The following is a 26,108-nucleotide window of genomic DNA, read 5'->3' as shown; positions in this document are numbered from 1 at the left end:
CGCAAGCAAAGCGCTACTCCTCGTCGTCCCTCTTCCGCAACAGATCCGTCGCGAGATCCGACAACTTCGGCGGCGGCAGTGCCGCGAACGGCAGCGGCCGTGTGACGTCGATCGCAGCGAGGCCCAGCCGCGCCGTCAGCAATCCATTCAGCACGCCTTCGCCCAGCCGCTGCGACAGCTTCGCCGCAATTCCGTGGCCGAGCATCTGCTGCACCAGGCTGTCGCTAGCGGCCATGCCGCCGGTGATGGCGAGATGAGCGATGACGTGGCGGAGCAGGCGGATCATGCCGAGCGCGCCGGGGCGGCCGCCATAGAGCCGGGCAAGTTGGCGGATCAGGCGCAGCGACGCCACGAACACGAACAGCACATCGATCAGCGCGCGGGGCGAGACCGCTGTGACGATCGAGACTTTTTGCGCAGCCGACGACACCAGCCGCCGTGCCTCGATGTCCAGCGGCGACATCAATTCGCGCTCGGCGAGCCGGATCATGTCGGCGCCGTCGATGATCTCGCCGGCATGGCTCTCCAGCGCGGCGCGGGCGCGCGCGAGCCGCGGGTTCTGATGCGCGATCTTGAGCAGATCCTGCACGATGATGCGGCTCTCCTTGCGGTCGTCGCTGGCGAGCACGGCGGCTGCACGCTGATGCAGCTTCTCGATCGTTGCGAGGCGCGCCAGTCCGAACGCCTCGCGTCCGATCACCACCGCGAGCGCAAGCGCAGTGACAAACGCAAGAGCCAGTCCGACAAAGCCGAGGCTCTCGCTGCGCGCAAACAAATCCTCGATCAGATGCACCACGCCGAGCCCGATGCCGAGCAGCGTCAACCCGGCGACGCCCGACCAGAACAATGCGCCCCAGGGAAAGCCGCGTCGCGCCGGAAGCGCCGGCGCGATCGGCACCGGCAAGTTCGCCGGATCGGGCTCCGGCGTGATCTGGATGGTGGTGCGGCCGAGGCGCGCCGTCTCGTCGCCTTTGGTGATGACGACGCCGGGATCGTCGAGCCGGAACGTCGCCGGCCGCCGTGGCTTCGATCGGTCGTTCATGACAGCTTGTCTCCGATCAGGAACTGCAAGGCACGGTCGAGGCGGATGTGAGGCAGCACCGGCGCGTCGGAACCCTCGCGGTCGAGCTTTGGCGGGCGGAAGCGCAGGAAGCGGAAATCGCTCTTCGCGGCGGCCTCGGTCGAGAGCCCGCGGAACGCATCGATGCCGTTGAACAGCGGCTCGGGGTCGAGCGGCAGGTCGCCCGGAAAGGTCGCGACCTCGGTGTTGCCGTCGAAGAACTCGCCGCCGGTGCTTTCGCCCGCGGCCGGTGTCCCCAAAATCGACGGCAATTTATCACGGCCATGCGCGACCTGCGCCTCGCGCGTGGCGCGGACGGCGGCGAGCGCGACGACGTCGATCTCCGCGCCGGTATTTTCCGCGCGCGCAACGGCACCCGAGACGGCGCGGCGCAGCACCGCCTCAAGCCGGTCGTGGCTGGAATGATGCAGATGGTCGGCCTTGGTCGCCGCGAACAGGATGCGGTCGATGCGCGGCCTGAACAGGCCGGAGAGGAACGTGCTGCGGCCGATGCGAAAGCAGTCGAGAATGCCGGCGAGTGCGGCTTCGAGATCGTGCAGCGCTTCGGGGCCGGAGTTGAATGCCGCGAGCGCATCGGCCAGCACGATCTGGCGATCGAGCCGGGCAAAATGATCCCTGAAGAACGGCCGCACCACGACGTCCTTGTAGGCCTCATAGCGGCGCACCATCATCGCCCACAGCGACCCCTCCGGCGCCTGCCCACCCGCGGGCACGTCGAGCGGCGCAAAGGTCAGCGCCGGTGTGTCGGCGAGGTTGCCCGGCATCAGGAAGCGGCCGGGTGGCAGCAGGCTCATCGCAAACCGCTCGTCGCGGCAACCTTGCAGATAGCCCCTGAAGAGCTTTGCGGCCGTCAGCGTCGCCTGCTCGTCCTCGCACGCGTCGGGCTTGAGCGTTGCGAGATGCGCGTGCCAATCCGCGGCCAGATGCGCGCGCGGCACCTCGCGCGACAGCGCCAGGCTTTCGGCCGACCATTGCTCAAAACTCTTGTGGAGCAGCGGCAGGTCGAGCAACCATTCGCCGGGATAATCCACGATGTCGAGCGTCAGCGTGCGATCCGCGCCGTTCTGGCGCTGGTAGTCGATCACGAGCCTGAGCTCGCTGATGTCGACCGTCGAGTTCGGCCAGCGCCGCTCCTCGATCAGCGCGCGCAAATGGCTCTCATAGGCAAAGCGCGGCACCGCGTCGTCCGGCTGCGGCGCCAGATGCGCCCGCGCGATCCGGCCCGATGAATAGGCCTCGAACACCGGAAACCGGCCGCCACGGGTGAGGCCGTGGATCAGCGCGGTGATGAATACCGTCTTGCCGGCCCGGGACAGGCCGGTAACCCCCAATCGTACCGTCGGATTGAAGAAATGCTCGCCGTAGTCGATCAGCGCCCGAGCCGACAGGCGCGCCTCCTCGACCATATCCTGGAAACTAAATGCCATATGAACGTCGGGAATCGCGGGCGAGGGCGAATACGCAAAAAGGACTAGTCACAAAAGTGGCAACTGCCTGAGGAAAATCAAGTTTCATACTTTCACCGCCTTTGTCGGCAAATCACCCGTTTGAACGACGCGCCGATCCCGAAACACCCATACCAGAGCGTATTGTCTCGCCTTGCGGATTGCCATGACCGTCTTCCAGTTGAAACAGCTCGCATCCACCTCCGTCCATGCCGCCGCCGACGCGATCGGCCGGAATTTTGATCGCGCCGAACTGATTGCCGATGGCGTCGTCCACGCGATCGGCGTGCTCTGCGGCATCATCGCCGCGACCGTGCTGGTGGTGCTGACGGTGCTCTATGCCGACGCGACCGACATCGTGGGCGTCTCGATCTACGTCGCCGGCCTGCTCTCGATGCTGGTGTTTTCGGCGTCCTATAATCTCTGGCCGGTCTCGCCGGCAAAATGGCTGCTGCGGCGGTTCGACCATTCCGCGATCTATCTCCTGATCGCCGCGACCTACACGCCGTTCATCCTGGAGGTGAAGGACAGCGGGTTCGCGCTGGTGCTGCTCGCCGGCGTCTGGTGCGTGGCGATGCTCGGCATCGTGCTGAAACTTCTCTACCCCGGCCGGTTCGACCGCGTGGCGGTCGGCATCTACCTCGCCATGGGCTGGAGCGGCGTGATGCTCTACGATTCCGTGGTCAAGGCGCTGCCTGCGCTGGTGCTGAGCTTCATCCTGGCGGGCGGCCTGCTCTACAGTTTTGGCGTGATCTTCCATACCTGGCGGCGGCTGCGCTTCCAGAATGCGATCTGGCACGGCTTTGTCTTGGCCGGGGCGGCGTGCCATTATACCGCGGTGCTCGACCTCGTGTTGAGCTGAGCAAGATCCGCGAAGCGGAATAAGCGAAGCGGTATAAGACAAGAGGAGACGTCGCATGCAGGTGACCGGCAAGGTCGTGGTCGTCACGGGCGGCGCCAACGGCATCGGCAAGGCGCTGTGCGAGGCGTTTCACAAGGCTGGTGCGGCCAAGGTCGTCGTCGCCGACATGGACGCCGCCAACGCGAGGGCGGTTGCAGCTACAATGAATGGCGCGGCCTTCAAATGCGACGTCGCGCAGGAAAAGGATATTTCCCACGTCATCGAGGAGACCGAGCGGCAGTTCGGCCCGATCGAATTGTTCTGCTCCAATGCCGGGATCGGCGGCGGTTTCGATCCGACGTCGGAAAATGCCGGCGGCGCGTCAGACGAGCCGTGGCAGCGAAGCTGGGCTATCCACGTCATGGCGCATGTCTATGCGGCGCGGCATCTGATCCCCCGCATGAAGGCGCGCGGCGGCGGCTATTTCCTCAACACGATCTCGGCCGCAGGCCTGCTGTCGCAGGTCGGCAGTCCCGCTTACTCCACCACCAAGCATGCGGCGGTCGGCTTTGCCGAAAACCTCGCGATCTCGCACAAGGCCCACAACATCCGCGTCTCGATCCTCTGCCCGCAGGGCGTCGACACCAACATGCTGCGCGCGATCCCCAAGGGCCCGCAATCCGGCGACGGCGATCTCACGCCGGAGCAGGTCGCGAAGGACGTGCTCGCCGGCCTCGATCAGGAGACCTTTTTGATCCTGCCGCACCCGCAGGTGCTCGGCTACATGCGCAAGAAGACCGAGAATTACGACCGCTGGATCGGCGGTATGGCCAAGATCCAGGCGAAGATGCGGGACGAGTTCGGGACGTAGGGAGCGCGCACGACAACTTCAGTGTCGTCCTGGCGAAGGCCAGGACCCATACCGCGTGATCTAACTGGAGCGCGCGGTCGCAATACCAAATGAAAAGCCTTCGCCAAGCTACCTCTTGGGGTAATGGGTCCTGGCTTTCGCCAGGACGACGACATGAAATCGCAGCGCGCTGCTAATGCTTCTGCCCGTACAGCACCGGCACCGCCGAATCCACGACCACCTCCACAAGGCTCGTCCCCGCGAACGCCAGCCCGCGCTTCAGCGCCTCGCCAAGCTCCGCCGCCTTGCTCACCCGCACTGCATGGCAACCCATGCCTTCGGCGAGCCGCACGAAATCGATCCCCGGCAGCTCGAGCCCCGGCACGTTGCGCACCTGCATCACCTGGCTGAACGAACGCATCGCGCCGTAGCCGGAATTGTTGATGACGACGATCGTGAGCGGCAGCTTGCGCTGCGCTGCGGTCCACAGCGCCTGGATCGAGTACATCGCCGAGCCGTCGCCGATCAGGCACACCGTGCGGCTCTTCGGCTTGCCGAGCGCCATGCCGACCGCGGCGGGCAGGGAGTGGCCGAGGCCGCCGCTTGCCATGGTGTAAAAGCTGTCCTGGCCGCGCATCGGCATGAATTTTTGCATCGCCGGCCGGTGCGAGGGCGCTTCCTCGACCAGTGACGCGCCTTCCGGCATCGCCTGCGACAACGAGTGCAACAGAAATTCGACCGGCAGCGGATCGGCAGCCTGTGGCGCCGGCGGCAGCGTGCGGCCGGTCGGCATGGCGCGTTTGCTCTCCGGCAACAGGTCGAGCAACGCGCTTAGCGCCGGCTTCATCGTCGCGATGATGCTGGTGCCGACCGGCGTCACCGCCGCGGCATCCGGGTCATCGGTGATCTGGAAAATCGCCGCACTGCCGTCGAAGATCGCGGCGTGGCCTTCGACGTGGAAGGTGAAAACCGGCGCGCCGATGACGACAATGAGATCGTGCTCGCGCAGCGCGTCCGATAATTGCGCCGGCGACGCATGCAGGAAACCTGCGAACTGCGGATGCCGCTCGGGGAACGAGCAGCGCGCCGAGAACGGGCTAACCCAGACGCTGGCCTTCGCCTTCTCGGCGACGCGCACCATCAGGTCGACGGCGCCGGCGCGGTCGACGCCGGGCCCAACGACGACGGCGGGGTGCTTGGCCGAGGCCAGTGCTGCGACCAGCGCCTTCATTGCATCAGGCTCGGGGCCGATCTCGCGGCTGACCTTGCGCGCTTCGACGGGAGCTGCCGCATGGGCCCAGTCGTCGACCGGGATCGACACGAAGGTCGGCCCGCATGGCGGCTGCATCGCTGTGTAATAAGCGCGCGCGATCGCCGCCGGCACGTCCTCGGGCCGCGCCGGCTCGACGCTGTACTTTACGTAGGGCCGCGGAAATTCGGACGCGCGCTCCGCAAACAGGAACGCCTGCAAGGGAAGGATCGAACGTGCCTGCTGGCCCGCGGTGATCACCAGCGGCGTCTGGTTGCGATGCGCGGTGTAGATGTTGCCCAGTGCGTTGCCGACGCCGGCCGCCGAATGAAGATTGACGAAGCCGGCATTGCGTGTCGCCTGCGCGTAGCCGTCGGCCATGCCGACGGCGCTCGCTTCTTGCAGCGCCAGCACGTAGTCGATGTCATCGGGCCAGTCGCTCAGGAACGGCAGCTCGGTCGAGCCGGGATTGCCGAACACTTTCTTAATGCCAAAGGATCGCAGCAGGTCGAGCGTGGCCTGCTTGACGGTGACGGATTTGTTGCCGGTCTTGCCGTTCTTGGACATTGGTTTCCGTCCCCTGTTATTTATCGACGCTCCCAGCCCCACGTCATTGCGAGGAGCCCTTGCGACGAAGCAATCCAGACTATCTCCGCGGAAAGATTCTGGATTGCTTCGCTGCGCTCGCAATGACGAGGATTACCACACCGCCGTGCCCTTCATGGTCGGCTGTCCCTCCGCGTTCGCGGTCCACAGCTCCATGCCGGCCTCGGTCTCGTTGGCGTTGATGGAAAACTCGCTGCCTTCGAACAGCGGCTGCACGCCGCGATAGGTGAACTTCGTCGGCGCCTTGCCGCCGCGCAGCTTCGCCGCCATCTCGATGATGAACGTGGCCTGCAACGGTCCGTGGAAGATCAGGCCCGGATAGCCCTCGACCGCAGTGACATAATCGCGGTCGTAATGGATGCGGTGGCCGTTGAAGGTCAGTGCAGAATAACGAAACAGCAGCACGGGATCCGACACGTAGGTCTCGCGATGCTGCGCCTGCGCCTGCGGCGGCGGAGGCGGGGCCTTTGTGGTCGTGGCCTGCGTGGTTGTCATCTCGCGATAGACGATGTCCTGGCGCTCGCGGATGGCGACGCCGCGCGGCGAGGAGATGCTGTGCTCGACCGAGACGAAGCACAGCGTGCCGGTCGATCCTGTCTTTACCTGCACATCGACGATGCGCGAGGTCCGCGTCGATTCATCACCGACGCGCAGGGGCTGAAAAAATTCGATCTCGCCGCCGGCCCACATCCGGCGCGGCAGCGGCACCGGCGGCAGGAAGCCGCCGCGGGTGGGGTGGCCGTCTGGGCCGAGCATCGACATCGGAAACACCGGCTGGGCCAGGCACCAATGCACCGTGAACGGCGCCGCATCGCCAGCCTTGGGCGCGCCGACCTCCTGGAACAGCGTCGCGCGCAAACCCTTCACGAGCTGCGCGGTGACGGTGTCGGTCGCTTCTTCGCTGCGGCCGATCCATTGCCTGAGATGATCGATGTCGAGCTTCACGGTCATGACGCCTCGCTCTGGTTATTTCCTGGATTGGGGATTTTCGCCGATGCCGGGCACCGCGCCATAGGCGCGCGTCTCGCCGACAATGATCGGCGCCGGCGCGGGATAGCTGACACGTCCCTGCGGCGTGTCGACCTCGATGCGGCGCAGATGCGGATGGTTGGTGAGGTCGGCCATGGTGTTGACCTCGGCAAAGGCGATATCGGCATCGGACAGCCGCTTCAGCAGCTCATCGCGCGTCATCTTGCCGAAGGCATCCGCGACCGTCTGGTCGGTGAAGTCGCGGTTGCGCACGCGCTCGACCATATTGGCGACGCGGGGATCGGAGGACAAATCCGGCTGGTCCAGCACTTTTGCGCAAAGCGTCTTCCACTCGCGCTCGCTCTGGATCGAGATCAGAATGTCCTTGCCGTCGCTGGAGGTGAACACGCCGTAGGGTGCGATCGAGGGATGACGCAGGCCCATGCGCTTCGGTGGATTGCCGGCTTCGGAGTTGAGCAGCGGCACGGTGCACCAGTCCGCCATCACGTCGAACATGGAGATACGGATGTCGGCGCCCTTGCCGGTGCGCCCGCGCCCGATCAGCGCTTCCAAAATCGCCGCATGCGCCGTGGCACCAGTCGCAACGTCGACAATCGACATGCCGACGCGCGAGGCGCCGTCGGGATTGCCCGTGATCGAAGCCAGTCCGCTCTCGGCCTGGATCAAGAGATCATAGGCCTTGCGGTGCGCGTAGGGGCCCTCGTCGCCATAGCCGGTGATCGTGCACGAGATCAGTTTTGGATAATCCTTCAGCAGCCGCTCGCGCGAAAAGCCGAGCTTGTCCATCGAGCCCGGCTTGAGGTTCTGGATCAGCACGTCGGCGCTCGCGATCAGCCTCTCGAGCTCGGCGCAGCCTTCCTTGGTGGCGAGATCGACCACCGCCGATTGCTTGCCGCGGTTGAGCCACACAAAGTAGCTGCTCTGCCCCTTGGCCGCCGCGTCATAGCCGCGGGCGAAATCGCCTTCCGGCCGCTCGATCTTGATGACTTCCGCGCCGGCGTCCGCCAGGCGCGACGAGCAGAACGGCGCTGCCACGGCCTGCTCGACCGCAATCACCCTGATCCCGTCAAGAGCTCCCATGATGCGGCCTCAATACGAGCGGGGCATGCCGAGCACGTGCTCGGCGATGAAGGACAGCACGAGGTTGGTCGAGATCGGGGCGACCTGGTAGAGCCGCGTCTCGCGGAACTTGCGCTCGACGTCGTACTCCTCGGCGAAACCGAAGCCGCCATGGGTCTGGACGCAGGCATTCGCTGCTTCCCAGGACGCATCGGCCGCCAGCATCTTCGCCATGTTGGCTTCAGCGCCGCAGTCGAGCCCGGCCTCGTATTTCCGCGTCGCTTCCTTCACCATCAGCTCGGCGGCGCGCATCGCGGCGTAGGCCTTGGCGATCGGAAACTGGACGCCTTGATTTTGGCCGATCGGCCGGCCGAAAACGCTGCGCTCCTTGGCGTAGTTGGTGGCCTTGGCGATGAACCATTTGGCGTCGCCGACGCATTCGGCCGCAATCAAAATGCGTTCGGCATTCATGCCGGAGAGGATGTAGCGAAAGCCCTTGCCTTCCTCGCCGATCAGATTTTCCGCCGGCACCTTCATGTCGGTGAAGAACACTTCGGTGGTGGCATGGTTCATCATGGTGCGGATCGGACGGATCTCGAGACCCTTGTCCTTGGCTTCGCGCATGTCGACGATGAACACGGAAAGGCCGTCGGTGCGCTTCTTGACCTGGTCCTTCGGCGTGGTGCGCGCCAGCAGGAGCATCAGGTCGGAATGCTCGGCGCGGCTGGTCCAGATTTTCTGGCCGTTGACGATGTAGCCGGCATTGCCGTCCTTGCGCGCAAAAGTCTTCAGCGAGGTGGTGTCGGTGCCGCTGGTCGGCTCGGTGACGCCGAACGCCTGCAGCCGCAGTTCGCCGCTTGCGACCTTCGGCAGGTATTTTGCCTTCTGCTCGTCATTGCCGTGCCGAAGCACGGTGCCCATCGTGTACATCTGGGCATGACAGCCGCCGCCGTTGCAGCCCGCGCGCTGGATTTCTTCGAGGATTGCGGCGGCCGCAGAAAGCTTGAGCCCTGCGCCGCCATATTCCTCGGGGATCAGCACCGAGAGATAACCGGCCTCGGTCAGCGCATCGACGAACGCTTTGGGGTAAGCCATCTCACGGTCGAGCTTGCGCCAGTATTCGCCGGAAAACTGCGCGCAGAGCTTTGCGACGGCTTCGCGGATGTCGGCATGATCTTCGCTGTGGTGTTCTTCACTCATGGGCGTTTTCCGTTGGGTGCGGCAGTTAAGATAACGCCGGCCGATCCTCTGGCGTTGTGAAAACAATGCCAGCCCCCTATGCTCATTTGCTATAGCGTATGGAGTAGCCTTCCAGGATTGGCAAGCATGGATTTCCGTCAGCTCAGGACCTTCAGTTGCGTGGCGGAGCTCGGCAGCCTCTCCAAGGCGTCCGACACGTTGCGCGTGGCGCAGCCGGCGCTCAGCCGGCAGATCAAGCTGCTGGAACACGAGCTGCGCATCGAATTGTTCACCCGCAACGGCCGCGGCATGGTGCTCACGGACGCCGGCCGCCTGTTGCTGGCGCGCACCTCCGGCATCGTGCGGCAGATCGACCAGATCCGCGACGACATCCAGTCGTCCAAGGGGCCGCCATCTGGCCAGGTCGTGCTCGGCCTGGTTCCGACCGTGAGCTGCGTGCTGTCGGCGCGCTTCGCACGGCGCTGCGTCGAAAAATTTCCCGGCATTTCGCTGCGCATCGTCGAGAGCTACAGCGGTCATCTGGTCGAATGGCTGCATCGCGGCGAGATGGATCTCGCCATCCTCTACGGCCGCTCCGCCGATCTGCATCTCAACGTCGAAAGCCTCGGCCGCGACAACATCGTTGCGGTCGGGCCGCGCGGTTGTGGCTTGGCGCGCAAGAAGAGCGTCGATGTCGGCTGGCTGCTGCGGCAACGGCTGGTGCTGCCCAGTCATTCCCACGGCCTCCGCGCGCTGATCGAGCACGCGGCCGCCCAGCGCAAGATCAAGCTCAACATCCAGCTCGAGGCGGATTCGTTCCGCGTGCTCACGAGTCTCGTCGAGGAAGGCCTCGGCTTCGCGCTGCTGCCGCCCTCGTCGGTCCACGGCGAGGTTGCGGACGGGCGGCTGGAAACCGCTGTCGTCTCGAAGCCGATGACGCGCGAGCTCATATTCGCCTCTCCGATCGACCGTCCGGTTTCGACGGCCTCGCTCGCCGTCACCGCCCTCCTGCGCGAGGAGGTCGCCGCCTGCCGCAAGGACGGCGTGTGGGACATCAAGTTGAGCTAGATGCTTTCAGTGCGGTTTAGGACAGAAGGCCGTGTGCGACCCATCGCATGTTGTGCGAGCTGTCATGCCGGAATTTTATATCCGCGCGAAAGGTGTTCATCCTCATCCCGAGGAGCGCGCCCTTGCGCGCGTCTCGAAGGATGCAGGCCCCGCTCTCGGCCTCGCCCTTCGAGACGCCCGCTTCGCAGGCTCCTCAGGGTGAGGGGATAGAGTTGAACGCGCCGCAATGACGGCGTAGCCGCCTACCCCGGAATCCTCACCGGCAGCGACTCGTATCCCTTGATGAAGCTCGAATAGATCCGCTTGGGTTCGCCCACCACCTCGATGCGGTCGAAGCGCTTCAGCATCTCCTCCCAGACGATCTTGAGCTGCAGCTCGGCGAGGCGCATGCCGACGCAGCGGTGGATGCCGAAGCCGAAGGAGAGGTGGGTGCGCGGCCGCGGGCGGTCGATGACGAAATCGTTCGGCCTCTCGAACATCTCCTCGTCACGGTTGCCCGAGACGTACCACATCACGACGCGGTCGCCTTTCTTGATGTGCTTGCCGCCGATCTCGGTATCTTCAAGCGCGGTGCGCCGCATATGCGCGAGCGGGGTCTGCCAGCGGATCACCTCGGGCACCATGGAATCGATCAGCGCCGGATTCTGCCGCAGCATGTCGTACTGGTCCGGGTTCTCGTTCAGCGCCAGCACCGATCCGGTCATGGTATTGCGGGTGGTGTCGTTGCCGCCGACGATGAGCAGGATGATATTGCCCATGAGGTTGTTGGGGTCCATGAAGCGCGTGGCGTCGTTGTGTGCCATCAGCGACAACAAATCGTTGCGCGGCGCGGAGTTGACGCGCTCGTTCCACAGCTTGGACATGTAGGCATAGCATTCGTCCATCTCGCGGCGGCGCTCTTCGGCCGAGGCCACGATGCCGCTCTTGGGCAGGGCGGTCGCGACATCCGACCAGCGCGTCAGCTTGCGCCGTTCTTCCCAGGGGAAATCGAACAAGGTGGCCAGCATCTGCGTCGTCAGCTCGATCGAGACGCGCTCGACGAAATTGAAGGTTTCGTTGCGCGGCAGGTTGTCGAGCACGGTCTGCGCGCGCTGGCGGATCAATTTTGCCAGTTCGTCCAGATGCGTCGGCGTGAACATCGGCGACACCGTCTTGCGCTGCGACGAATGCCGCGGCTGGTCCATCGCGATGAAGCTGGGCCAATCATAACCCTCAGGCACGTCGCGGATTCCGATGCCGCCGAGCGTCGAATCGGAAGAGAACAGGCTGTGGTTGGTGTCGACATGCATGATGTCGTTGTACTTCACCACCGACCAATACGGGTCGATCGGCGCATTGGTGCAGTAGTGCACCGGCTCTTCCTGGCGCAGCCGTTCGAACCACGGCCACAGGGTGTCGTCCTGGAACAGCCTGGGCGCGCCGGGATGGAACTGCGCCAGCGGCGTCGCATAGGCCTCCTCGCGGGCCCTGCGCATGCGTTCGGCCTTGTCCACGTTAACCGGCGCTTGGATGTTCATGGTCGTGGCTCCAGTTGGTTCTTCCTTCGCCTCACGCCGTAATCTTCACCGGCAGCGTCTCGAGTCCCTTCACGAAACTCGAATAGACCCGCTTGGGTTCGCCGACCACGTCGATATGGTCGAATCGCCTGAGGATCTCTTCCCAGATAATCTTGAGCTGGAGTTCGGCAAGCCGCAAGCCGACGCAGCGGTGGATGCCGAAGCCGAACGAGAGATGGGTGCGCGGACGGGCGCGGTCGATGATGAACTCGTAGGGCTTTTCGATCGCGTCGGCGTCGCGGTTGCCCGAGACGTACCACATCACGACCTTGTCACCTTTCTTGATCTGCCTGCCCCGGAACTCGAAGTCCGCAAGCGCGGTGCGGCGCATATGAGCCAGCGGCGTCTGCCAGCGGATCACTTCCGGCACGAAGCTGTCCAGCAGTGCGGGGTTTTCGCGCAGCTTGCGATATTGCTCCGGATGCTGGCTCAGCGCGTGGAGCGAGCCCGACATGGTGTTGCGAGTGGTGTCGTTGCCGCCGACGATCAAAAGGACGAGATTGCCGAGGAAGTTTTTCGCGTCCATGTCGCGCGTCGCGGCACCATGCGCCATCATCGACAGGAGGTCGCTCTTCGGCGGCTGTGCGATGCGCTCCTTCCAGAGCCGCGCGAAATAGCCCGCGCATTCGGTCAGCTCCGCCTGACGCTCGTCCTCGGTGGCGACGAGGCCGTCGGGTCCGGGAATGGTGGTCGCGATGTCCGACCAACGCGTCAGCTTGCGGCGATCCTCCCAGGGGAAGTCGAACAGCACGGCGAGCATCTGCGTGGTGAGCTCGATCGAGACATGGTCGACCCAGTCGAACACCTCGCCGCGCGGCAGATTGTCCAGGCACTCGGCCGAGCGCTCGCGGATGCTCAGCGCCAGATTGTCCAGATGCGTCGGCGTGAACATCGGCGCCACGGTCTTGCGCTGCGCCGCGTGGCGCGGCGGGTCCATCGAGATGAAGCTCTCGCGGCGCAGTTCCGGATCGATGTCGCGGATGGTGATGCCGCCCAGCGAGGAGGCCGAGGAGAAGACCGAATGATTGGTCTCGATCTCCATGATGTCGTTGTAGCGCGTCACCGACCAATACGGCCCGAACATCGAGTCCTTGCAGTAGTGCACGGGATCTTCGCGGCGCAGGCGATCGAAATAGGGCCAGAACGTATCGGTCCTGAACAACTCAGGATCGCCCGGGTCGAATTGCTCCAGCGGCAGTGACGTCGCACGCTCGCGCAATGCGTCGAGCTTTGCCGCGCTCTCGATGGTCCCGTGCATGACCGTTCTCCCTGGCGTGAACCGCGCGTTCTCGTTGAATTTTGCGCTGCGGTATTTGATTTGCAATTACAGCCGGTTGTCTGCGTCGGAGCAAGGGAGAGTTTTGCCACATCCAACCTTCACGAAGCGTCGGACGGCCGTCACGCCGCCCCGCGAACGTGATCTCGCGCACTCCGTTGGGCGGGGAATTGTGCAAGAAATCGACTGGAATCGAGCCAAATCGAACCCGGCCATCTTGGGGATCGACTAATCTCTGATCTATAGTTTGATCGAACCAGGTCCGCACCCCGAGGTTGCTGCCGTGAACGATATGCAATGGGCCCCCATCGGCTCCGAACCCTTACCGCCGCCGCTGCCGCCCACGCGGGTCGATTTCACCGGCAACCGCACCGAGTTTCGCAAATTGGTCACCAAGGGTGCCCTGCTGGAGCTGGTCACCTTTGGTTTCTACCGGTTCTGGCTCGTCACCGACATCCGCCGTCATCTGTGGGCCAACACCGCGGTCGATGGCGATGCCGCGGAATATACCGGTCGGGCTAAGGAGCTCCTCGTCGGCTTCCTGTTCGCGCTCGCGATCCTGGTGCCGATTTACCTCGCCTATTTCCTCGTCGGCATCGAGTTCGAGCGCTGGCAGGGTTTTGCCTCGACGCCGCTGTTCATCAGTTTCTACGCCTTCGGCCAGTTCGCGATCTTTCGCGCGCGGCGCTATCGCCTGACGCGCACGGTCTGGCGCGGCGTGCGGTTCTGGATGGACGGATCTGGCTGGGTCTATTCGTTCCGCGCCATGCTGTGGGGCCTGCTGGTGTTCCTGACGCTTGGTCTCGCATTGCCGTGGCGCGAGGCGTCGCTCGAACGCTACAAGATGCGGCACACCCATTTCGGCAATTTGCGCGGCGAATTCGCAGGCGACGGCTGGACGTTCTTCAAGCGCGGCTGGTGGCTGTGGCTGCTCAGCCCGATCGCGCTGGTGATCTTCCCGCTCGCGCCGTTCTTCTATGCCGAGTTCAAGGCGCGCGAATGGCGCTGGTGGCTCGACGGCATCCGCATCGGTGGCGTCAGCCTGTCCTCGGATTTGCCGCACAACGCATTCTACGGCCTGTACTGGAAAGTGATCGGCTGGTGGACGCTGCTCTCCGCCATCTTCGGCGCCTATATCGGCGGAGCGACCATGCTCGTCGTCACGCTGAGCGGCCTTTCGGTCGAGCAGGCGTTGGGGCCCGGCAATGCCGCCAAGAGCATTCCGACGCTGGTGATGATGGTCGTCGGCTATTTCGCACTCGCCCTTGCCCTTAACATCGTCATGCGCGTCTATCTCCAGCGCGATCTCTGGGCCAAGGTGCTGGAAACCGTCGATGTGCACAACATCGCGGCCGCGGCGGATGTGCGTGGGAGCGGCGAGCTCGCCAGCGCACTCGGCGAAGGTTTTGCCGATGGACTCGATGTCGCGGGATTTTGAGCTGTGAGTGACGTATTCGCTGAGGCCCCGGCGCAGTCCGCAAAGCCGACCATCTTCTTCGACGGCGTGTCGAGCCGCAGGCGGCAGGTGACGCTGGTGCTCGGCGACGCGCTGGAGATCCTCGAAGAGGGCGGGACGCCCGTTGTCTGGCCCTATACCGACATCCGCCGCGCCGACAGCCCGGCCGGCATTTTGCGGCTCGCCTGCGCTTCCGCGCCGACGCTGGCGCGGCTGGAAATCCGCGACGCTTTGCTCGCGTCGGACGTGGCTGCCCGCTGCGTACGGCTCGACGAGCACCAGACTTCGCGCCGCGGCGTCGCAAAAATCGTCGGCTGGTCGATGGCTGCCGCCGTCTCCATCGTCTGCGTCGTGCTGTTCGGCGTGCCCCTCGCTGCCGACCGCCTCGCGCCGCTGGTGCCGAAACCAATCGAGCGGCGCATCGGCGATGCGTCAGAGGTCCAGGTGAAGACCATCTTCGGCCGCAGCGTGTGCGAGGATGCGGCGGGGAAAGCGGCCTTCATCAAACTCGTCAATCGGCTGCGCGATGCCGCCGGCCTCGACGACGATTCCATGACCGCCGGCGTGCTGCCGACCCCGGTGCCGAACGCGTTCGCGCTGCCGGGCGGCAAGGTCTTCGTGTTGAAGGGCCTGCTCGACAAGGCCGAAAACCCCGACGAGATCGCCGGTATCCTCGCGCACGAGCTCGGTCATCTCAAGCACCACGACAACATGCGCGGCCTGATCTACAACGGCGGCACCTCGTTCCTGATCGGCCTGTTGTTCGGTGACGTCACCGGCTCGAGCGCCGTGATCTTCGCCTCGCGCAGCGTGGTCGAGGCTTCCTATTCGCGCGAGGCCGAGACCGCTGCGGATACGTTTGCCATCGAGATCATGCACAAGCTCGGCCGCTCGCCGAAGCCCGCGGCCGAACTGATGTTCCGCATCACCGGCAAGGAAGGCGGCGGCCTCACGTCGATCCTCGCGAGCCATCCGCTGACCGAGGACCGCCTCGCCCGCATGACGAAAGAAGGCCGCCCCGCCAGCGGCCCGCCGCTTCTCACGGATACGGAGTGGCAGTCGCTGAAGTTGATTTGCGGCAGCGGGAAGATCTGAGCTTCGCATTATCGCGTCCCATAGGCGCGGTCGCCGGCGTCGCCGAGGCCCGGCAGGATAAAGCCGTTCTCGTCGAGACCTTCATCCACCCCGGCCGTCCAGATCGGGACGTCCGGATGCAATCCGCGCAGCCGTTCCAGTCCCTCCGGCGCGGCGATCAGGCAGGCCAGCCGAATATCCTTGGCGCCACGCTCCTTCAGCCGGTCGATTGCGGCGACGGCCGTGTTGGCAGTCGCAACCACAGGCGTCACCACGATCGCGAGGCGCTCGCCGAGGTCGGACGGCGATTTGAAGAAGTATTCGACCGCGGCAAAACTGTGCGGCTCGCGGTAGAGCCCGATATGCGCGACGCGCGCGGTCGGCACCAAATCCATCATGCCGTCGACGAAAGTCGTGCCGGCGCGCAGCATGGGAACGAACACCAGCTTCTTGCCCGCGATCTTGGCCGAGTGCATCCGTGCCAGCGGCGTGTCGACAACGACGTCGGTGAGCGGCAGGTCGCGCGTCACCTCGTAGCACAGGAGCATGCCGATCTCCTTGATCAGCTCGCGGAATGACTTTGTCGAAATGGACTTGTCCCGCACCAGCGTCAGCTTGTGCTGCACCAGCGGATGATCGACGATCGTGACGCCTTCCATAATGGATGCTCTTGCTTTTTCCCTTCTCCCCTTGTGGCAGAAGGTGGCGCGAAGCGCCGGATGAGAGGTCTGTTTCCGCGAATTCAAACGATCTGGTTATCAGAACACCGTGCCGTCGCTGATCACCTTGAGCGGCGGCGAACCGTCGGGCCGGCGGGAGAACGCGATGGCGCGGCCCGCGGCCCAGGTGCCGCCTTCCAGAATGCTGGCGAGCGGCAATGTATCGGGGGTGCGGCCGAGTTTTGCGCGAACCAGTTTGGCAAGCCGGTCGAGCAGCGCCACGGTCAGCGCGCGCCACTCCACGACGAGAGCTGAATCCACCGCATGCGCGCGCTCGACGTCAGCCGCATCGCGCAGGCGCAGCACCTCGTGATCGACGAACAGGCCGCCATTGCGATATTCGGCAAGCCCGGTCAGGCCGTCGATGTCGGTGACATTGAATCCGGCGCGCTGGAGCGGCTCGATTAGCGAGTAGCTCAGCCATTGCGATAGCTTGTGCAAGGGCACAAGGCCCGCAGTCGCATCGTCCGTCTTGATTGCAGGATGGCGCCAGCAATCTCCGAGCGGAATTCCCGCAAGTTCCAGCCGCGAAGGCCAGATCGGTCCGAGCTGGTTCAGCACGGCGGACAGGATCGCGGGTGCGGGAAGCGCGCCGCCATTCGCCTGCGCCGCGATGTGATCGAACAGGCCGCCCGGCCGTGGTGTGTCGTGCGAGCCGAACACGTCCGCTCGCTCCGCCACCAGCTTGCCCATACGCCGCAGCAGATCGGTGCGTCCTTCGAGCCCGAGCAGCGGATTGGCATTGCTCACCTGAAAGGCGGCTGTGAGCGCGGCGAGCGGCAGTTTTGCGAGCACGTCCGCATCGGTCCTGAACGGTACGGTGGCATCGCGGGAAAAGAGGCCGCTCGCGAACATGTCGAGGCTTGCGATCGCAAGCCCTTCGGATCGGCCAATGCCCTGTCCCGTCACGGCGTCGCGGTATCGCCACGCCGCACCCGCGCCGGCATCGAGCAGCACGCTGACGATGGCAAGGTCAAACTCCGCACGCGCTCGCGCCGCGCGATCGGGCCATGAGGCCGCGTCCGCAAGTCGCGCCCAGCGGTCGATGCCACCGAACACGAAATGCCGCCACCGCGCGTGGAACGGGATCTCAAGCGTCGGATAGGCTTTTCGCGTGACCGCGAGCACGGCCTCCGCAACGCCGTCCATGCGATCGAGATCGATCGTGAAATGCGTCAGCCCGCCGTTCAGGCCGATCTCGAGCATCTCGCCGGCACGCGCGCGAACCGCTGCTGCGCTGAGCAGCGAACGGGCCTGCAGTTCCAAAGCGTCTGCCATCAATTGATCAGTATTTTTCCAGCGAACGCCCGACCACGTCGTCGACGTCCTTCGCCGGCGCGATGTCGTCCGAATAATAGCCGGCGGCCTTCTTCGCGGCGATCTCGACATAGGCGTCGGCCGGGATCAGCTCCGGCGGGATCGGCACGCGCTCGACGATGTCGATGCCCTGCGAGGTCAGCGCGTCGTGCTTCATGTCGCTCATCGACAGGAAACGGTCGATGCGCTTCAGGCCGAGCCAGTGGATCGTGTCAGGCATCAATTGCTGGAAGCGCGCGTCCTGGACGCCGGCGACGCATTCGGTGCGCTCGAAATAGGCGGCAGCCGCATCGCCGTCCTCCTGGCGCTTGCGCGCATTGTAGACCAGGAATTTCGTGACCTCGCCAAGCGCGCGGCCTTCCTTGCGGTTGTAGATCACGAGCCCGAGCCCGCCCTCCTGGGCGCCGCGCGCGGATTCCTCGATGCCGTGGATGAGATAGGGACGGCAGGTGCAGATGTCGGAGCCGAACACGTCGGAGCCGTTGCACTCGTCATGGACGCGGCAGGTGATCTTGGTGCGATGGTCGGGCAGCTTGGTGACGTCGCCGAACATGTAGATGGTGGTGCCGCCGATCGGCGGCAGAAACACCTTCATGTCCGGCCGCGTCACCAATTCGGGGAACATGCCGGCAGTCTGCTCGAACAGCGTGCGCCGCAGCTCGGTCTCGTTGGTCGCAAAGCGTTCCGCAAGGCCGGGCAGATACCAGACCGGATCGATCGCGATCTTCACCACCGACACGCTGCCATTGGCGTGGACGACATCGCCGTCGGCGCGCAGGCGTTTTGCGGCGAGCGCTTCGCGTATCTCCGGCAGGTCCAGCCGCGCGCGCGTTACCGCGATGCTCGGTCGAATGTCGATACCCTCGGCGATGTCCTTGCTGAAATTCTCGGCGACGAGATGCCCCCAGGGATCGAGCGCGACGATTTTTGCGGGATCGCTCCATTGCGGAAACGGTCCGATGGTCGCCGCGGGAAAGGTGTTGGTGAGATCGGGACGCCGGATAGGATCGAGCGCGCCGGCGGACACTGCGAGCGCCCGGTACATCGCATAGGAGCCGCCATGGCTGCCGATCACGTTGCGATCCCCAGCACGCGACACCGTGCCGATGATCGGCCCGCGGGCGCGTGCGTCGGCGGCGCCCCAGTGGATCGGGAAGGCGGCCTTCCGGCCCGGCTCCGGATGGGAGGTCAGGCGGATGTGGTCGGTACGGTTCGCGCGGCTCATGACCAAACTCCCAAAAAGCCAACGGCCCGCCGCTCGGACGGGCCTGGCTCGGTCGCGTTGCCGGTGCGGAACACCAGCGGCGCAAGATCAATCCAACATATTGTAGCGGTGAGCTGCGACAGACAAGTTAATCGTGCCCGCGCAGGCTCGCCCTTGCCGATGCTGTTCATCCAGGTATTCGCGCGCTATGACCGGCGCGCGACGCCGGCACGGGCCACGGGCTGTGAGCTATATCTATGTAATTGTTTGTATTTTTAAAGGGGCGGGCGCCTCCTGGCGCGCCTAAGCCAGTTGCCGCTCGCCCTTGGGTGTCCGGATCACCGCGCGAAACGACGGCTCGGGCTCACGGCTGAAACGGATACGGGGATCGTCCAGAAAGCCCGTCAGCGACGACCGGATCGTGTCCGCCTCGGGGTGCCGTATCTCGAACGCCACCAGCGCGCAGCCGAGGTCGGGCATGCGCGAGGCGGGATGCGGGCCGGCCGGCCACTCGATCACGGTCGGAAACGCGCCATCGAACGGCATCGAGCCGTCGGGCGGGACGGAGATCAGCCATTCGAGATTGCCGCGCGTCACAGGGATCGCCGGCCGGGCGGCTTGCGGGATCTTCGCAAGCGCTGATGCGATATCGGATGTGCTCACGACCCAGGTCATCAGCCGCGGCGAGGATGCGAGCGCTGCATGCGTTCGCGGATCGTCCATCGCGAACCAGCGCGGCCGGGTCGGCGCCGGGGCCGACGGGTTCGGCGCGATGACTTCGAGGAACGCCGTCTCGCTCAGCCGCAGCAGATGATTATGCGTTCCCATCAGCGGATGCGCACCGCCCGCCGGCGGCGCTATGCCGAGCGCCTGCTCGACATAGGCAACGCCCTCGGCAAGGTCGCTGGCGGCGACGGTGATGTGGTCAAGACGGAGCATGGTCAACATCTTGCACAAATTGGCCGCGTCTACACCATCCAAACAGGTGACTGGATAAAACCGGCATATTCGGACATATCGACAGATCGGCTCTGTCTCCGGAGAACGCCATGCCTGCCGCCAGCTACGTAGACCCCCGCAACGCAAAGCTCTATCCGCTGGACCAGCCGCGCTGGTGCTCGGACGAGCGCACGCCTCTGCTGGTGACGCCGGGGGCGGGCATATCGCGCGAGGACATCGAGCCCCGCACCCGATCGCTCTGGCGCTACCGGGCGGCGTTGCCGGTCGAGATCGCAAAGCCGATCACGCTCGGCGAAGGCTGCACGCCGCTGGTGCAGCAGGATTGGGGTGACCTGCGCCCGTTCTTCAAGCTCGAATGGTTCAACCCGACCGGCAGCTTCAAGGACCGCGGCTCGGCGGTGATGCTGTCCTTCCTCCGCCAGATCGGTGTCGACGCCATTCTGGAGGATTCATCCGGCAATGGCGGCTCGTCGATGGCGGGGTTGGGTGCCGCCGGCGGCATGCGCGTGAAGATTTTGGCGCCGGCATCCACGTCGCCAGCCAAGATCGCGCAGGTGCGTGCCTATGGTGCGGCGGTGCAGCTCGTCGAGGGCCCGCGCGAGGAGTCCGAGGCGGAAGCCATTCGCCAGTCCAGCCAGACCTTTTACGCCAGCCACAATTGGCAGCCGTTCTTTCTCGAAGGCACCAAATTGCTCGCCTATGAGATCTGGGAAGATTTCGGCTTTCGCGCCCCCGACAACGTCATTGTCCCCGTCGGCGCCGGCAGCTCGCTTCTCGGTTGCGCCTTCGGCTTCCGCGAGTTGCTGAGGGCAGGCCAGATCGCAAAGCTGCCGCGGCTGTTCGCGGCGCAGCCTCAAAATTGCTCGCCGATCGATGCGAGTTTTCAGGCGGGCGTTGACACGCCTGTCGCGCGCGAGGTGAACAAGACCATCGCCGAAGGCACCGTCATCAAGAATCCCTTGCGCCTGCGCGAGATCATCGGCGCCTTACGCGAGAGCGGCGGCGGCACCGTTGCGCTCACGGAGGATGAGATCGTCGCCGCCCTGCGCCGCCTGGCACGGCAGGGCCTGTTCGCCGAGCCGACCAGCGCCAGCGCGGCCGCGGCCCTGGAAAAACTATCCGCCACAGGCGCCATCAAGGCGAACGAGATCACGGTCGCGGTGCTGACCGGCACGGGCCTCAAGGCCGCGACCACAGTTGCCGATCTCGTGCAGTAGGGCTGGCGCGACCGCCTTTGCGGTGCGTTGAACCTTTGGCATCCTTGGTTAGCCTCATGAAAACTGACGTCGAGCGAAGGGAGAGTTCCATGACCGCGCAAGACCCGTTTGCTGGTTTCAAGGCAGTCCAGAAGGAGGCCTGGTCGCTATTCACGCCAATGGAAGTGTTCACGACGCCCGCGGCGGCCAAGCTCGTGAGTTTCGCCGGGGTCGCTACCGGCCAAAGGCTGCTGGATGTCGGATGCGGCACCGGCGTTGCCGCGATCACGGCGGCGCGCCGCGGTGCAAAGGTCAGGGGCCTCGACCTGTCTCCGGTCCTGATCGAGCGCGCCCGCGAGCACGCGCAGCTGGCGAACCTCGATCTCGACTTCGCCGAAGGCGACGCCGAAAGCCTGCCCTACGGCGACAACGAGTTCGACGTGGTGCTCAGCCAGTTCGGCCACATGTTCGCGCCGCGCCCCGAGGTCACCATCGGCGAGATGCTGCGCGTGCTGAAGCCCGGCGGCACCATCGCCTTCTCCACCTGGCCGCCGCATCTCTATGTCGGACGGATGTTCGCGCTGATCGGCCGCCATCTGCCGCCGCCCGAGGGCGTGGCCTCACCGGTGTCGTGGGGTGATCCGAAGATCATCGCCGAACGTCTCGCAGGGAAAGCGAAGGATATTTCGTTCGAGATGGACATCATGAATCCGTCCGCACTCAGCCCGCAGCATTTCCGCCGCACCATGGAAACGACGATCGGGCCTTTGATCAAGCTCGTCGCCCAGTACAAGGACGAGCCGGACAAGCTGCGAAGTTTGCGCAGCGAGTTCGAGGCGCTGATCTCCGAATATTTCGACGGAAGCAACAACGTGATGCGCCAGCAATTCCTGATGACGAAGGCGAGGAAAGTGTGACTGCTTTCTCTTCTCCCTTTGTAGGGAAGGCGCCTCACTCTTTCAGATCATTCACGCGCGTCACCCAAATGCGCACATCGGTGAGCACGTCGGGCAGCACCGCCTTGACTTCCTGTATAGTCATGCCGGCCTTGATGCGGGGATCGTAGAGCAGGTTGAGGATGTACTGGTCGTAGACGTCGAAATACCCCATCGAGACGTTGTCGTTGAACATGGTCCAGGGCACGCTCGCGGTGTCGTTGATCGGGCCGAGCGATTGCAGCAGCTCCTCATAGGCGCAGTCGAGGAAGGTGAAATCGCCGTTGTCGACGGTGAGGATGACGTCGGAATGCTCGATCTCGTAATTGTCGTTCTTGCGAAAGCCGGACAGGCATTGCGGATCGAGCGAGGTGCGGATCTCGCGGGCCTTCGCCGCGCCGTAGAAGCTCGAGATGGTGCGGAACAGATCGCTGTCGCGCACGAGCTTCACCCGCACATTCGCCGCCTCGCTGGTGTCGATCATGGCGATGTCGAGATGCTGCACGCGCTTGCCGATGTCGGCCACGACTTTTGCGAGCTGCGCCTTGCGGTCGGCGCGGTCACTCTCGGCGAACACGCGCACCGGCCCGTCGAACTTGCGGATGCGATCGACACGGCCGGCAAGGTGGTATTCGGCGCCGAACGCCGTCTTCAGAAAGCCATCGACGATCTCGCCGTCGGTAAAGCTCTTCTTCTCGGCGCGCTGGCGCGAGGCGATCGCGGGCAATTCGCCCGCGACGGCGATGGTAGCGGTGTCAGGGACGAACGCGACGGTGGCGAGCGCCAGCAGGGCGATGCGAAAGCCGGACGAAGACGGGGCCAATGCGCTCATTGCCGGGCGACGCTGCCGTATTCGCAAGCGACGCACAAGACCGCATATTCACGCGCTCGCGGTTTCGCGCGATTCGTCGCCCGCTAGTTGTTGAGCACGACCACGGTGGTGCCGACCCCGACGCGGCCGTAGAGGTCGCTGACGTCGTCATTGGTCATGCGGAAGCAGCCTGAGGACACCGCCTGGCCGATCGTCTCCGGCTCGTTGGAGCCGTGGATGCGGTAGAGCGTCGAGCCCAGATACATCGCGCGTGCGCCGAGAGGATTCTCGATGCCGCCTCTCATGTGACGCGGCAGGTCCGGCCGGCGGGCCAGCATCTGCGACGGCGGCGTCCAATCCGGCCATTCCTTCTTGGCGGTGATCCTGTGCACTCCGCCCCAGCGGAAGCCGTCGCGGCCGACGCCGATGCCGTAGCGCAGTGCCTGGCCGTTCTGGAGCACCAGGTAGAGCCGGCGCTCGCTGGTGTTCACGACGATCGTGCCGGGGGCGTATTTGCCGTTATACATGACGGTGGTCCGGGGGACCGGGCTCGAGCCGCCGCGGAAGAAGTTCGGGCCGCCGCCCATGATGTCGCGCGTGTCGAACTCTTCGGCGAAGGCGCCGCCGGCGGTGGCCGACAGCAGTGCGATGGCGGCGATCGGTGCGGCAAAAAACCGGATCATTGTTTCCCCCAGCAAAAATCGATTCAACTGAAGTTACAGGCCATATTTGCGGGCTTTCCGCAAGCCACGGCCCCGTGAGGCAGGCATCCTTAATGAAGGAAGTTACCAAATCGGCAACCACGCCAATTTGGCGAAAAGCATTAGCCAAACCGGCGCATCGACGCGCGGGGCAGGGCGGCGATGCCGGCTATTGCTTTGACGAGACGAGCGAACAATGATTGATCGGACGGATTGTTGGAAAATTGCCGGTTACGGGAGCTGACGGATGAACGGTGCGGAAAGTCTGGTGCGGACGATGGTCAAGGGCGGGGTTGACGTCTGCTTCTCCAACCCCGGCACCTCCGAGATGCATTTTGTCGCAGCGCTCGACCGCGTGCCCGGGATGCGTTGCGTGCTCGGCCTGTTCGAGGGCGTGGTGACCGGCGCTGCCGACGGCTATTTCCGCATGAAGGGCACGCCGGCCTCGACGCTGCTGCATCTCGGTCCCGGTCTCGCCAACGGCCTTGCCAATCTGCACAACGCCAAGAAGGCGAATTCCGGCATCGTCAACATCGTCGGCCAGCACGCCGTCTACCACATCGCCTACAACGCGCCGCTGACCTCCGACATCGAGGGTTTGGCCCGGCCGATGTCGTCCTGGGTGCGGACCTCGCCGAACTCCAAATCGGTCGCCGCCGATGGTGCCGCGGCGATCGCCGCCGCCAGAAGCGCGCCGCCGCAGATCGCGACACTGATCCTGCCCGCGGACACTGCGTGGAACGAGGCCGAGGGCATCGCCGAGGTTCCGGCCGAGCAGCAGCGCGCGAGCTATTCGCCGCAGGCGGTCGAGCAAGCCGCAAAGATCCTGCACGGCGACGGAGAGGGTACGCTGCTGCTGATGACCGGCAGTGCGCTGAGCGAGCAGGGGCTGGCGCTGGCCGAGCGCATCGCCGCCAAGACCGGCTGCACCGTGATGGGCCCGACCTTCCGTCCCAGGATGGCGCGCGGCCGCGGCCGCTTTTCGATTGATCGGATCCATTACGTGATCGACAACGCGCTGCAGATGCTGGCGAAGTTCCGTCACATCGTGCTGGTCGAGTCCGACGATCCCGTGGCGTTCTTCGCCTATCCAAACAAGCCGAGCATACTTAAGCCTGAGGGCTGCGACGTGCATCGCATGACCTCCTGGGGTGAGAATTCGGTCGCAGCGCTGGAAGCACTTGCGGGCGCGGTGAAGGCCAGTGCGAAGGACGTCAAGCCGCAGGCCGCGCAGGAGCTGCTCAAGCCGACCGGCGCGCTCACCCACGCCTCGATCGCGCAGTCGATCGCCTACGCGATCCCCGAGAACGCGATCATGGTCGACGAATCGCTCACCACCGGCCGCGCCTTCTTCCCGCCGACGGCGGCCGCCGCTCCGCACGACTGGCTCCAGAACATGGGCGGCTCGATCGGTTTCTCGACGCCGCTCTCGATTGGTGCCGCGATCGCCTGCCCGGACCGCAAGGTGATCTGCATGGTCGGCGACGGCAGCGCGATGTACACGATCCAGTCGCTGTGGACGCAGGCCCGCGAGAATCTCAACATCGTCACTATCGTGTTCGCCAATCGCATCTACCAGATCCTGCGCGGCGAGTTCGACAATGTCGGCGCCGGCGAGCCCGGCCAGCGCGCCAACGACATGCTCCGCATCGACCGTCCGACGCTGGATTTCGTGGCGCTGGCCAAGGGCATGGGCGTGCCCGGCCGCGCCGTCACCAACACTGACGAGTTCAACAAGGCGCTGGCCGAAGCCGTCGCCGAGCCCGGACCGCGGCTGATCGAAGTCCAGATGTAGGATCTGGTCGATCGCGCCGCGAATTCCGGCCTCATCCTGAGGAGCCCGCGTTACGCGGGCGTCTCGAAGGATGGTGACAGGCGGGATACGGGCCTTCATGATTCGAGACGCGCGTTCCGCGCTCCTCACCATGAGGGTCTGGTGACGGCGGAACGGAATGCGCGTGATGGGCCGGGGGCAAGATGCAGACCGAGCTGAACAAGGTGATCGCGGCGCTCCGGGACTTCTATGCGCACGAAGCATTCCTGTTCGAGAAGGACATCGGCGAGCGCGCCATCACGCACCGCTTCGCCGTGCATCTGGAGAAGCAATTCTCCGGCTGGTCGGTCGACTGCAACTACGACCGGCTCGGCGAGCGCACGCTGCATCTGCCGCACGGCACCATCATCTCGACCGACGATCATCTGGGCAAGTCGATCTATCCTGACGTCGTCGTGCATCAGCGCGAGATTCCGAACAATTTGCTCGCCGTGGAGATCCGCAAGGCGAGCAATCACACCTCGCTCGAGCACGACCAGCACAAGCTGATGGCGCTGACGGATGTGCATGTCTGGTTCGCCTACTGGATCGGCGTGCTGCTGGTGCTGGACAGGCACCATGTGACGATCTCGGAGGTCTATGTCAGCGGCGTCGTCGATCAGCCGCTGTCGCGCTGGTTCGCGAGCCGGCTCGAGGAGAGCGGTCTCGGGACCGCTCATTGAGCAGACTTCGGAAACAGGCCGCCCGGGACCGCGGGCGGC

Annotated in this window: 24 protein-coding genes; 10 read left to right on the top strand and 14 right to left on the bottom strand. The window is 64.8% G+C overall.

Annotated elements, in window-relative coordinates; all coding sequences use genetic code 11:
* Positions 1-13: 13 nt before the first annotated feature.
* Both ABIB00_RS18470 and ABIB00_RS18465 read right to left on the bottom strand, forming a co-directional pair.
* Positions 14-1,042, bottom strand: a complete 1,029-nt coding sequence (locus tag ABIB00_RS18470; protein ID WP_354105332.1) for a YcjF family protein — start codon at positions 1,040-1,042, stop codon at positions 14-16.
* On the bottom strand, positions 1,039-2,508 hold the full coding sequence (locus ABIB00_RS18465; protein ID WP_354105331.1) for a YcjX family GTP-binding protein: 1,470 nt from the start codon (positions 2,506-2,508) through the stop codon (positions 1,039-1,041). Before ABIB00_RS18465 ends, ABIB00_RS18470 begins: the two co-directional genes overlap by 4 nt.
* 184 nt (positions 2,509-2,692) lie before the next feature.
* Here ABIB00_RS18465 and trhA point away from each other — a divergent pair, with 184 nt between their 5' ends.
* Positions 2,693-3,388, top strand: coding sequence for a PAQR family membrane homeostasis protein TrhA (gene trhA, locus ABIB00_RS18460; protein WP_247348766.1), 696 nt, complete (start codon positions 2,693-2,695; stop codon positions 3,386-3,388).
* Between the two features lie 55 nt (positions 3,389-3,443).
* On the top strand, positions 3,444-4,238 hold the full coding sequence (locus ABIB00_RS18455) for an SDR family oxidoreductase (RefSeq protein WP_247441602.1): 795 nt from the start codon (positions 3,444-3,446) through the stop codon (positions 4,236-4,238).
* A 172-nt stretch (positions 4,239-4,410) separates the two neighbouring features.
* On the opposite strand, the gene mdlC is transcribed toward ABIB00_RS18455, so the two are convergent.
* The 4 genes from mdlC to ABIB00_RS18435 all read right to left on the bottom strand — a co-directional run bounded on the left by mdlC (position 4,411) and on the right by ABIB00_RS18435 (position 9,321).
* Positions 4,411-6,033, bottom strand: coding sequence for a benzoylformate decarboxylase (mdlC, locus tag ABIB00_RS18450; protein ID WP_354105330.1), 1,623 nt, complete (start codon positions 6,031-6,033; stop codon positions 4,411-4,413).
* Between the two features lie 132 nt (positions 6,034-6,165).
* On the bottom strand, positions 6,166-7,023 hold the full coding sequence (locus tag ABIB00_RS18445; protein ID WP_354105329.1) for an HTD2 family dehydratase: 858 nt from the start codon (positions 7,021-7,023) through the stop codon (positions 6,166-6,168).
* A gap of 15 nt (positions 7,024-7,038) precedes the next feature.
* Positions 7,039-8,142: a CaiB/BaiF CoA transferase family protein gene (locus ABIB00_RS18440; RefSeq protein WP_247348772.1), complete on the bottom strand. Its 1,104-nt coding sequence runs from the start codon at positions 8,140-8,142 to the stop codon at positions 7,039-7,041.
* Between the two features lie 9 nt (positions 8,143-8,151).
* Positions 8,152-9,321 (bottom strand): acyl-CoA dehydrogenase family protein, encoded by a 1,170-nt coding sequence (locus tag ABIB00_RS18435; protein ID WP_354105328.1) that lies wholly within the window; start codon positions 9,319-9,321, stop codon positions 8,152-8,154.
* A 126-nt stretch (positions 9,322-9,447) separates the two neighbouring features.
* On the opposite strand from ABIB00_RS18435, the gene ABIB00_RS18430 reads away from it, so the two are divergent.
* Positions 9,448-10,368, top strand: a complete 921-nt coding sequence (locus ABIB00_RS18430) for a LysR substrate-binding domain-containing protein (protein WP_247348776.1) — start codon at positions 9,448-9,450, stop codon at positions 10,366-10,368.
* 242 nt (positions 10,369-10,610) lie between these two features.
* Here ABIB00_RS18430 and ABIB00_RS18425 read toward each other — a convergent pair whose 3' ends face one another.
* Positions 10,611-11,885 carry a cytochrome P450 gene (locus ABIB00_RS18425; protein WP_354105327.1) on the bottom strand — a complete coding sequence of 425 codons (1,275 nt, stop codon included), beginning with the start codon at positions 11,883-11,885 and terminating at the stop codon, positions 10,611-10,613.
* A 31-nt stretch (positions 11,886-11,916) separates the two neighbouring features.
* Positions 11,917-13,182, bottom strand: a complete 1,266-nt coding sequence (locus ABIB00_RS18420; RefSeq protein ID WP_354105326.1) for a cytochrome P450 — start codon at positions 13,180-13,182, stop codon at positions 11,917-11,919.
* Positions 13,183-13,492: 310 nt separating this feature from the next.
* Between ABIB00_RS18420 and ABIB00_RS18415 the strand changes: the two genes are divergently transcribed.
* Both ABIB00_RS18415 and ABIB00_RS18410 read left to right on the top strand, forming a co-directional pair.
* Positions 13,493-14,638 carry a YjgN family protein gene (locus tag ABIB00_RS18415; RefSeq protein WP_502917845.1) on the top strand — a complete coding sequence of 382 codons (1,146 nt, stop codon included), beginning with the start codon at positions 13,493-13,495 and terminating at the stop codon, positions 14,636-14,638.
* Between the two features lie 3 nt (positions 14,639-14,641).
* On the top strand, positions 14,642-15,751 hold the full coding sequence (locus ABIB00_RS18410; RefSeq protein ID WP_354105324.1) for a M48 family metallopeptidase: 1,110 nt from the start codon (positions 14,642-14,644) through the stop codon (positions 15,749-15,751).
* A gap of 8 nt (positions 15,752-15,759) precedes the next feature.
* Here ABIB00_RS18410 and upp read toward each other — a convergent pair whose 3' ends face one another.
* The 4 genes from upp to ABIB00_RS18390 form a co-directional block, all read right to left on the bottom strand.
* Positions 15,760-16,389: a uracil phosphoribosyltransferase gene (gene upp, locus ABIB00_RS18405; protein WP_247348786.1), complete on the bottom strand. Its 630-nt coding sequence runs from the start codon at positions 16,387-16,389 to the stop codon at positions 15,760-15,762.
* Between the two features lie 99 nt (positions 16,390-16,488).
* On the bottom strand, positions 16,489-17,727 hold the full coding sequence (locus ABIB00_RS18400) for a URC4/urg3 family protein (RefSeq protein WP_354105323.1): 1,239 nt from the start codon (positions 17,725-17,727) through the stop codon (positions 16,489-16,491).
* A 7-nt stretch (positions 17,728-17,734) separates the two neighbouring features.
* The gene (locus tag ABIB00_RS18395) at positions 17,735-18,991 is read right to left on the bottom strand and encodes a GTP cyclohydrolase II (RefSeq protein ID WP_354105322.1); all 1,257 of its coding nucleotides are present in this window, start codon (positions 18,989-18,991) and stop codon (positions 17,735-17,737) included.
* Positions 18,992-19,273: 282 nt separating this feature from the next.
* Positions 19,274-19,909, bottom strand: coding sequence for a VOC family protein (locus ABIB00_RS18390; protein ID WP_354105321.1), 636 nt, complete (start codon positions 19,907-19,909; stop codon positions 19,274-19,276).
* Between the two features lie 110 nt (positions 19,910-20,019).
* Between ABIB00_RS18390 and ABIB00_RS18385 the strand changes: the two genes are divergently transcribed.
* Entirely contained in the window at positions 20,020-21,147 is a 1,128-nt protein-coding gene (locus tag ABIB00_RS18385) for a threonine synthase (protein ID WP_354105320.1), read from the top strand.
* A gap of 89 nt (positions 21,148-21,236) precedes the next feature.
* Positions 21,237-22,043, top strand: a complete 807-nt coding sequence (locus tag ABIB00_RS18380) for a class I SAM-dependent methyltransferase (RefSeq protein ID WP_354105319.1) — start codon at positions 21,237-21,239, stop codon at positions 22,041-22,043.
* Between the two features lie 34 nt (positions 22,044-22,077).
* On the opposite strand, the gene ABIB00_RS18375 is transcribed toward ABIB00_RS18380, so the two are convergent.
* Positions 22,078-22,893 (bottom strand): DUF2927 domain-containing protein, encoded by an 816-nt coding sequence (locus tag ABIB00_RS18375; RefSeq protein WP_247441632.1) that lies wholly within the window; start codon positions 22,891-22,893, stop codon positions 22,078-22,080.
* Positions 22,894-22,976: 83 nt separating this feature from the next.
* Positions 22,977-23,555 carry a L,D-transpeptidase gene (locus ABIB00_RS18370; protein WP_354047585.1) on the bottom strand — a complete coding sequence of 193 codons (579 nt, stop codon included), beginning with the start codon at positions 23,553-23,555 and terminating at the stop codon, positions 22,977-22,979.
* A gap of 92 nt (positions 23,556-23,647) precedes the next feature.
* Here ABIB00_RS18370 and ABIB00_RS18365 point away from each other — a divergent pair, with 92 nt between their 5' ends.
* The 3 genes from ABIB00_RS18365 (at position 23,648) to ABIB00_RS18355 (ending at position 26,069) form a co-directional block, all read left to right on the top strand.
* Complete coding sequence (locus ABIB00_RS18365) at positions 23,648-23,773, top strand: hypothetical protein (protein WP_256467659.1); 126 nt, start codon at positions 23,648-23,650, stop codon at positions 23,771-23,773.
* A 47-nt stretch (positions 23,774-23,820) separates the two neighbouring features.
* Complete coding sequence (locus ABIB00_RS18360) at positions 23,821-25,368, top strand: acetolactate synthase large subunit (protein WP_354105318.1); 1,548 nt, start codon at positions 23,821-23,823, stop codon at positions 25,366-25,368.
* A 182-nt stretch (positions 25,369-25,550) separates the two neighbouring features.
* Positions 25,551-26,069, top strand: a complete 519-nt coding sequence (locus ABIB00_RS18355; protein ID WP_354105317.1) for a hypothetical protein — start codon at positions 25,551-25,553, stop codon at positions 26,067-26,069.
* Positions 26,070-26,108: the final 39 nt, after the last annotated feature.

The organism is Bradyrhizobium sp. LB14.3 (genome assembly GCF_040547985.1).
Lineage (GTDB): Bacteria > Pseudomonadota > Alphaproteobacteria > Rhizobiales > Xanthobacteraceae > Bradyrhizobium.
Note: the sequence above shows the minus strand (reverse complement) of the source record. Positions and strands in the feature narration are given on the sequence as shown.

Coding starts and splice junctions, on each gene's coding strand:
- mdlC (WP_354105330.1), bottom strand. CDS start 6,033: ATGTCCAAGAACGGCAAGACCGGCAACAAATCCGTCACCGTCAAGCAG.
- upp (WP_247348786.1), bottom strand. CDS start 16,389: ATGGAAGGCGTCACGATCGTCGATCATCCGCTGGTGCAGCACAAGCTG.
- ABIB00_RS18375 (WP_247441632.1), bottom strand. CDS start 22,893: ATGAGCGCATTGGCCCCGTCTTCGTCCGGCTTTCGCATCGCCCTGCTG.
- ABIB00_RS18465 (WP_354105331.1), bottom strand. CDS start 2,508: ATGGCATTTAGTTTCCAGGATATGGTCGAGGAGGCGCGCCTGTCGGCT.
- ABIB00_RS18355 (WP_354105317.1), top strand. CDS start 25,551: ATGCAGACCGAGCTGAACAAGGTGATCGCGGCGCTCCGGGACTTCTAT.
- ABIB00_RS18365 (WP_256467659.1), top strand. CDS start 23,648: ATGAAGGAAGTTACCAAATCGGCAACCACGCCAATTTGGCGAAAAGCA.
- ABIB00_RS18470 (WP_354105332.1), bottom strand. CDS start 1,042: ATGAACGACCGATCGAAGCCACGGCGGCCGGCGACGTTCCGGCTCGAC.
- ABIB00_RS18425 (WP_354105327.1), bottom strand. CDS start 11,885: ATGAACATCCAAGCGCCGGTTAACGTGGACAAGGCCGAACGCATGCGC.
- ABIB00_RS18420 (WP_354105326.1), bottom strand. CDS start 13,182: ATGCACGGGACCATCGAGAGCGCGGCAAAGCTCGACGCATTGCGCGAG.
- ABIB00_RS18440 (WP_247348772.1), bottom strand. CDS start 8,142: ATGGGAGCTCTTGACGGGATCAGGGTGATTGCGGTCGAGCAGGCCGTG.
- ABIB00_RS18395 (WP_354105322.1), bottom strand. CDS start 18,991: ATGAGCCGCGCGAACCGTACCGACCACATCCGCCTGACCTCCCATCCG.
- ABIB00_RS18445 (WP_354105329.1), bottom strand. CDS start 7,023: ATGACCGTGAAGCTCGACATCGATCATCTCAGGCAATGGATCGGCCGC.
- ABIB00_RS18435 (WP_354105328.1), bottom strand. CDS start 9,321: ATGAGTGAAGAACACCACAGCGAAGATCATGCCGACATCCGCGAAGCC.
- ABIB00_RS18370 (WP_354047585.1), bottom strand. CDS start 23,555: ATGATCCGGTTTTTTGCCGCACCGATCGCCGCCATCGCACTGCTGTCG.
- ABIB00_RS18360 (WP_354105318.1), top strand. CDS start 23,821: ATGAACGGTGCGGAAAGTCTGGTGCGGACGATGGTCAAGGGCGGGGTT.
- trhA (WP_247348766.1), top strand. CDS start 2,693: ATGACCGTCTTCCAGTTGAAACAGCTCGCATCCACCTCCGTCCATGCC.
- ABIB00_RS18385 (WP_354105320.1), top strand. CDS start 20,020: ATGCCTGCCGCCAGCTACGTAGACCCCCGCAACGCAAAGCTCTATCCG.
- ABIB00_RS18390 (WP_354105321.1), bottom strand. CDS start 19,909: ATGCTCCGTCTTGACCACATCACCGTCGCCGCCAGCGACCTTGCCGAG.
- ABIB00_RS18380 (WP_354105319.1), top strand. CDS start 21,237: ATGACCGCGCAAGACCCGTTTGCTGGTTTCAAGGCAGTCCAGAAGGAG.
- ABIB00_RS18415 (WP_502917845.1), top strand. CDS start 13,493: ATGCAATGGGCCCCCATCGGCTCCGAACCCTTACCGCCGCCGCTGCCG.
- ABIB00_RS18400 (WP_354105323.1), bottom strand. CDS start 17,727: ATGGCAGACGCTTTGGAACTGCAGGCCCGTTCGCTGCTCAGCGCAGCA.
- ABIB00_RS18430 (WP_247348776.1), top strand. CDS start 9,448: ATGGATTTCCGTCAGCTCAGGACCTTCAGTTGCGTGGCGGAGCTCGGC.
- ABIB00_RS18455 (WP_247441602.1), top strand. CDS start 3,444: ATGCAGGTGACCGGCAAGGTCGTGGTCGTCACGGGCGGCGCCAACGGC.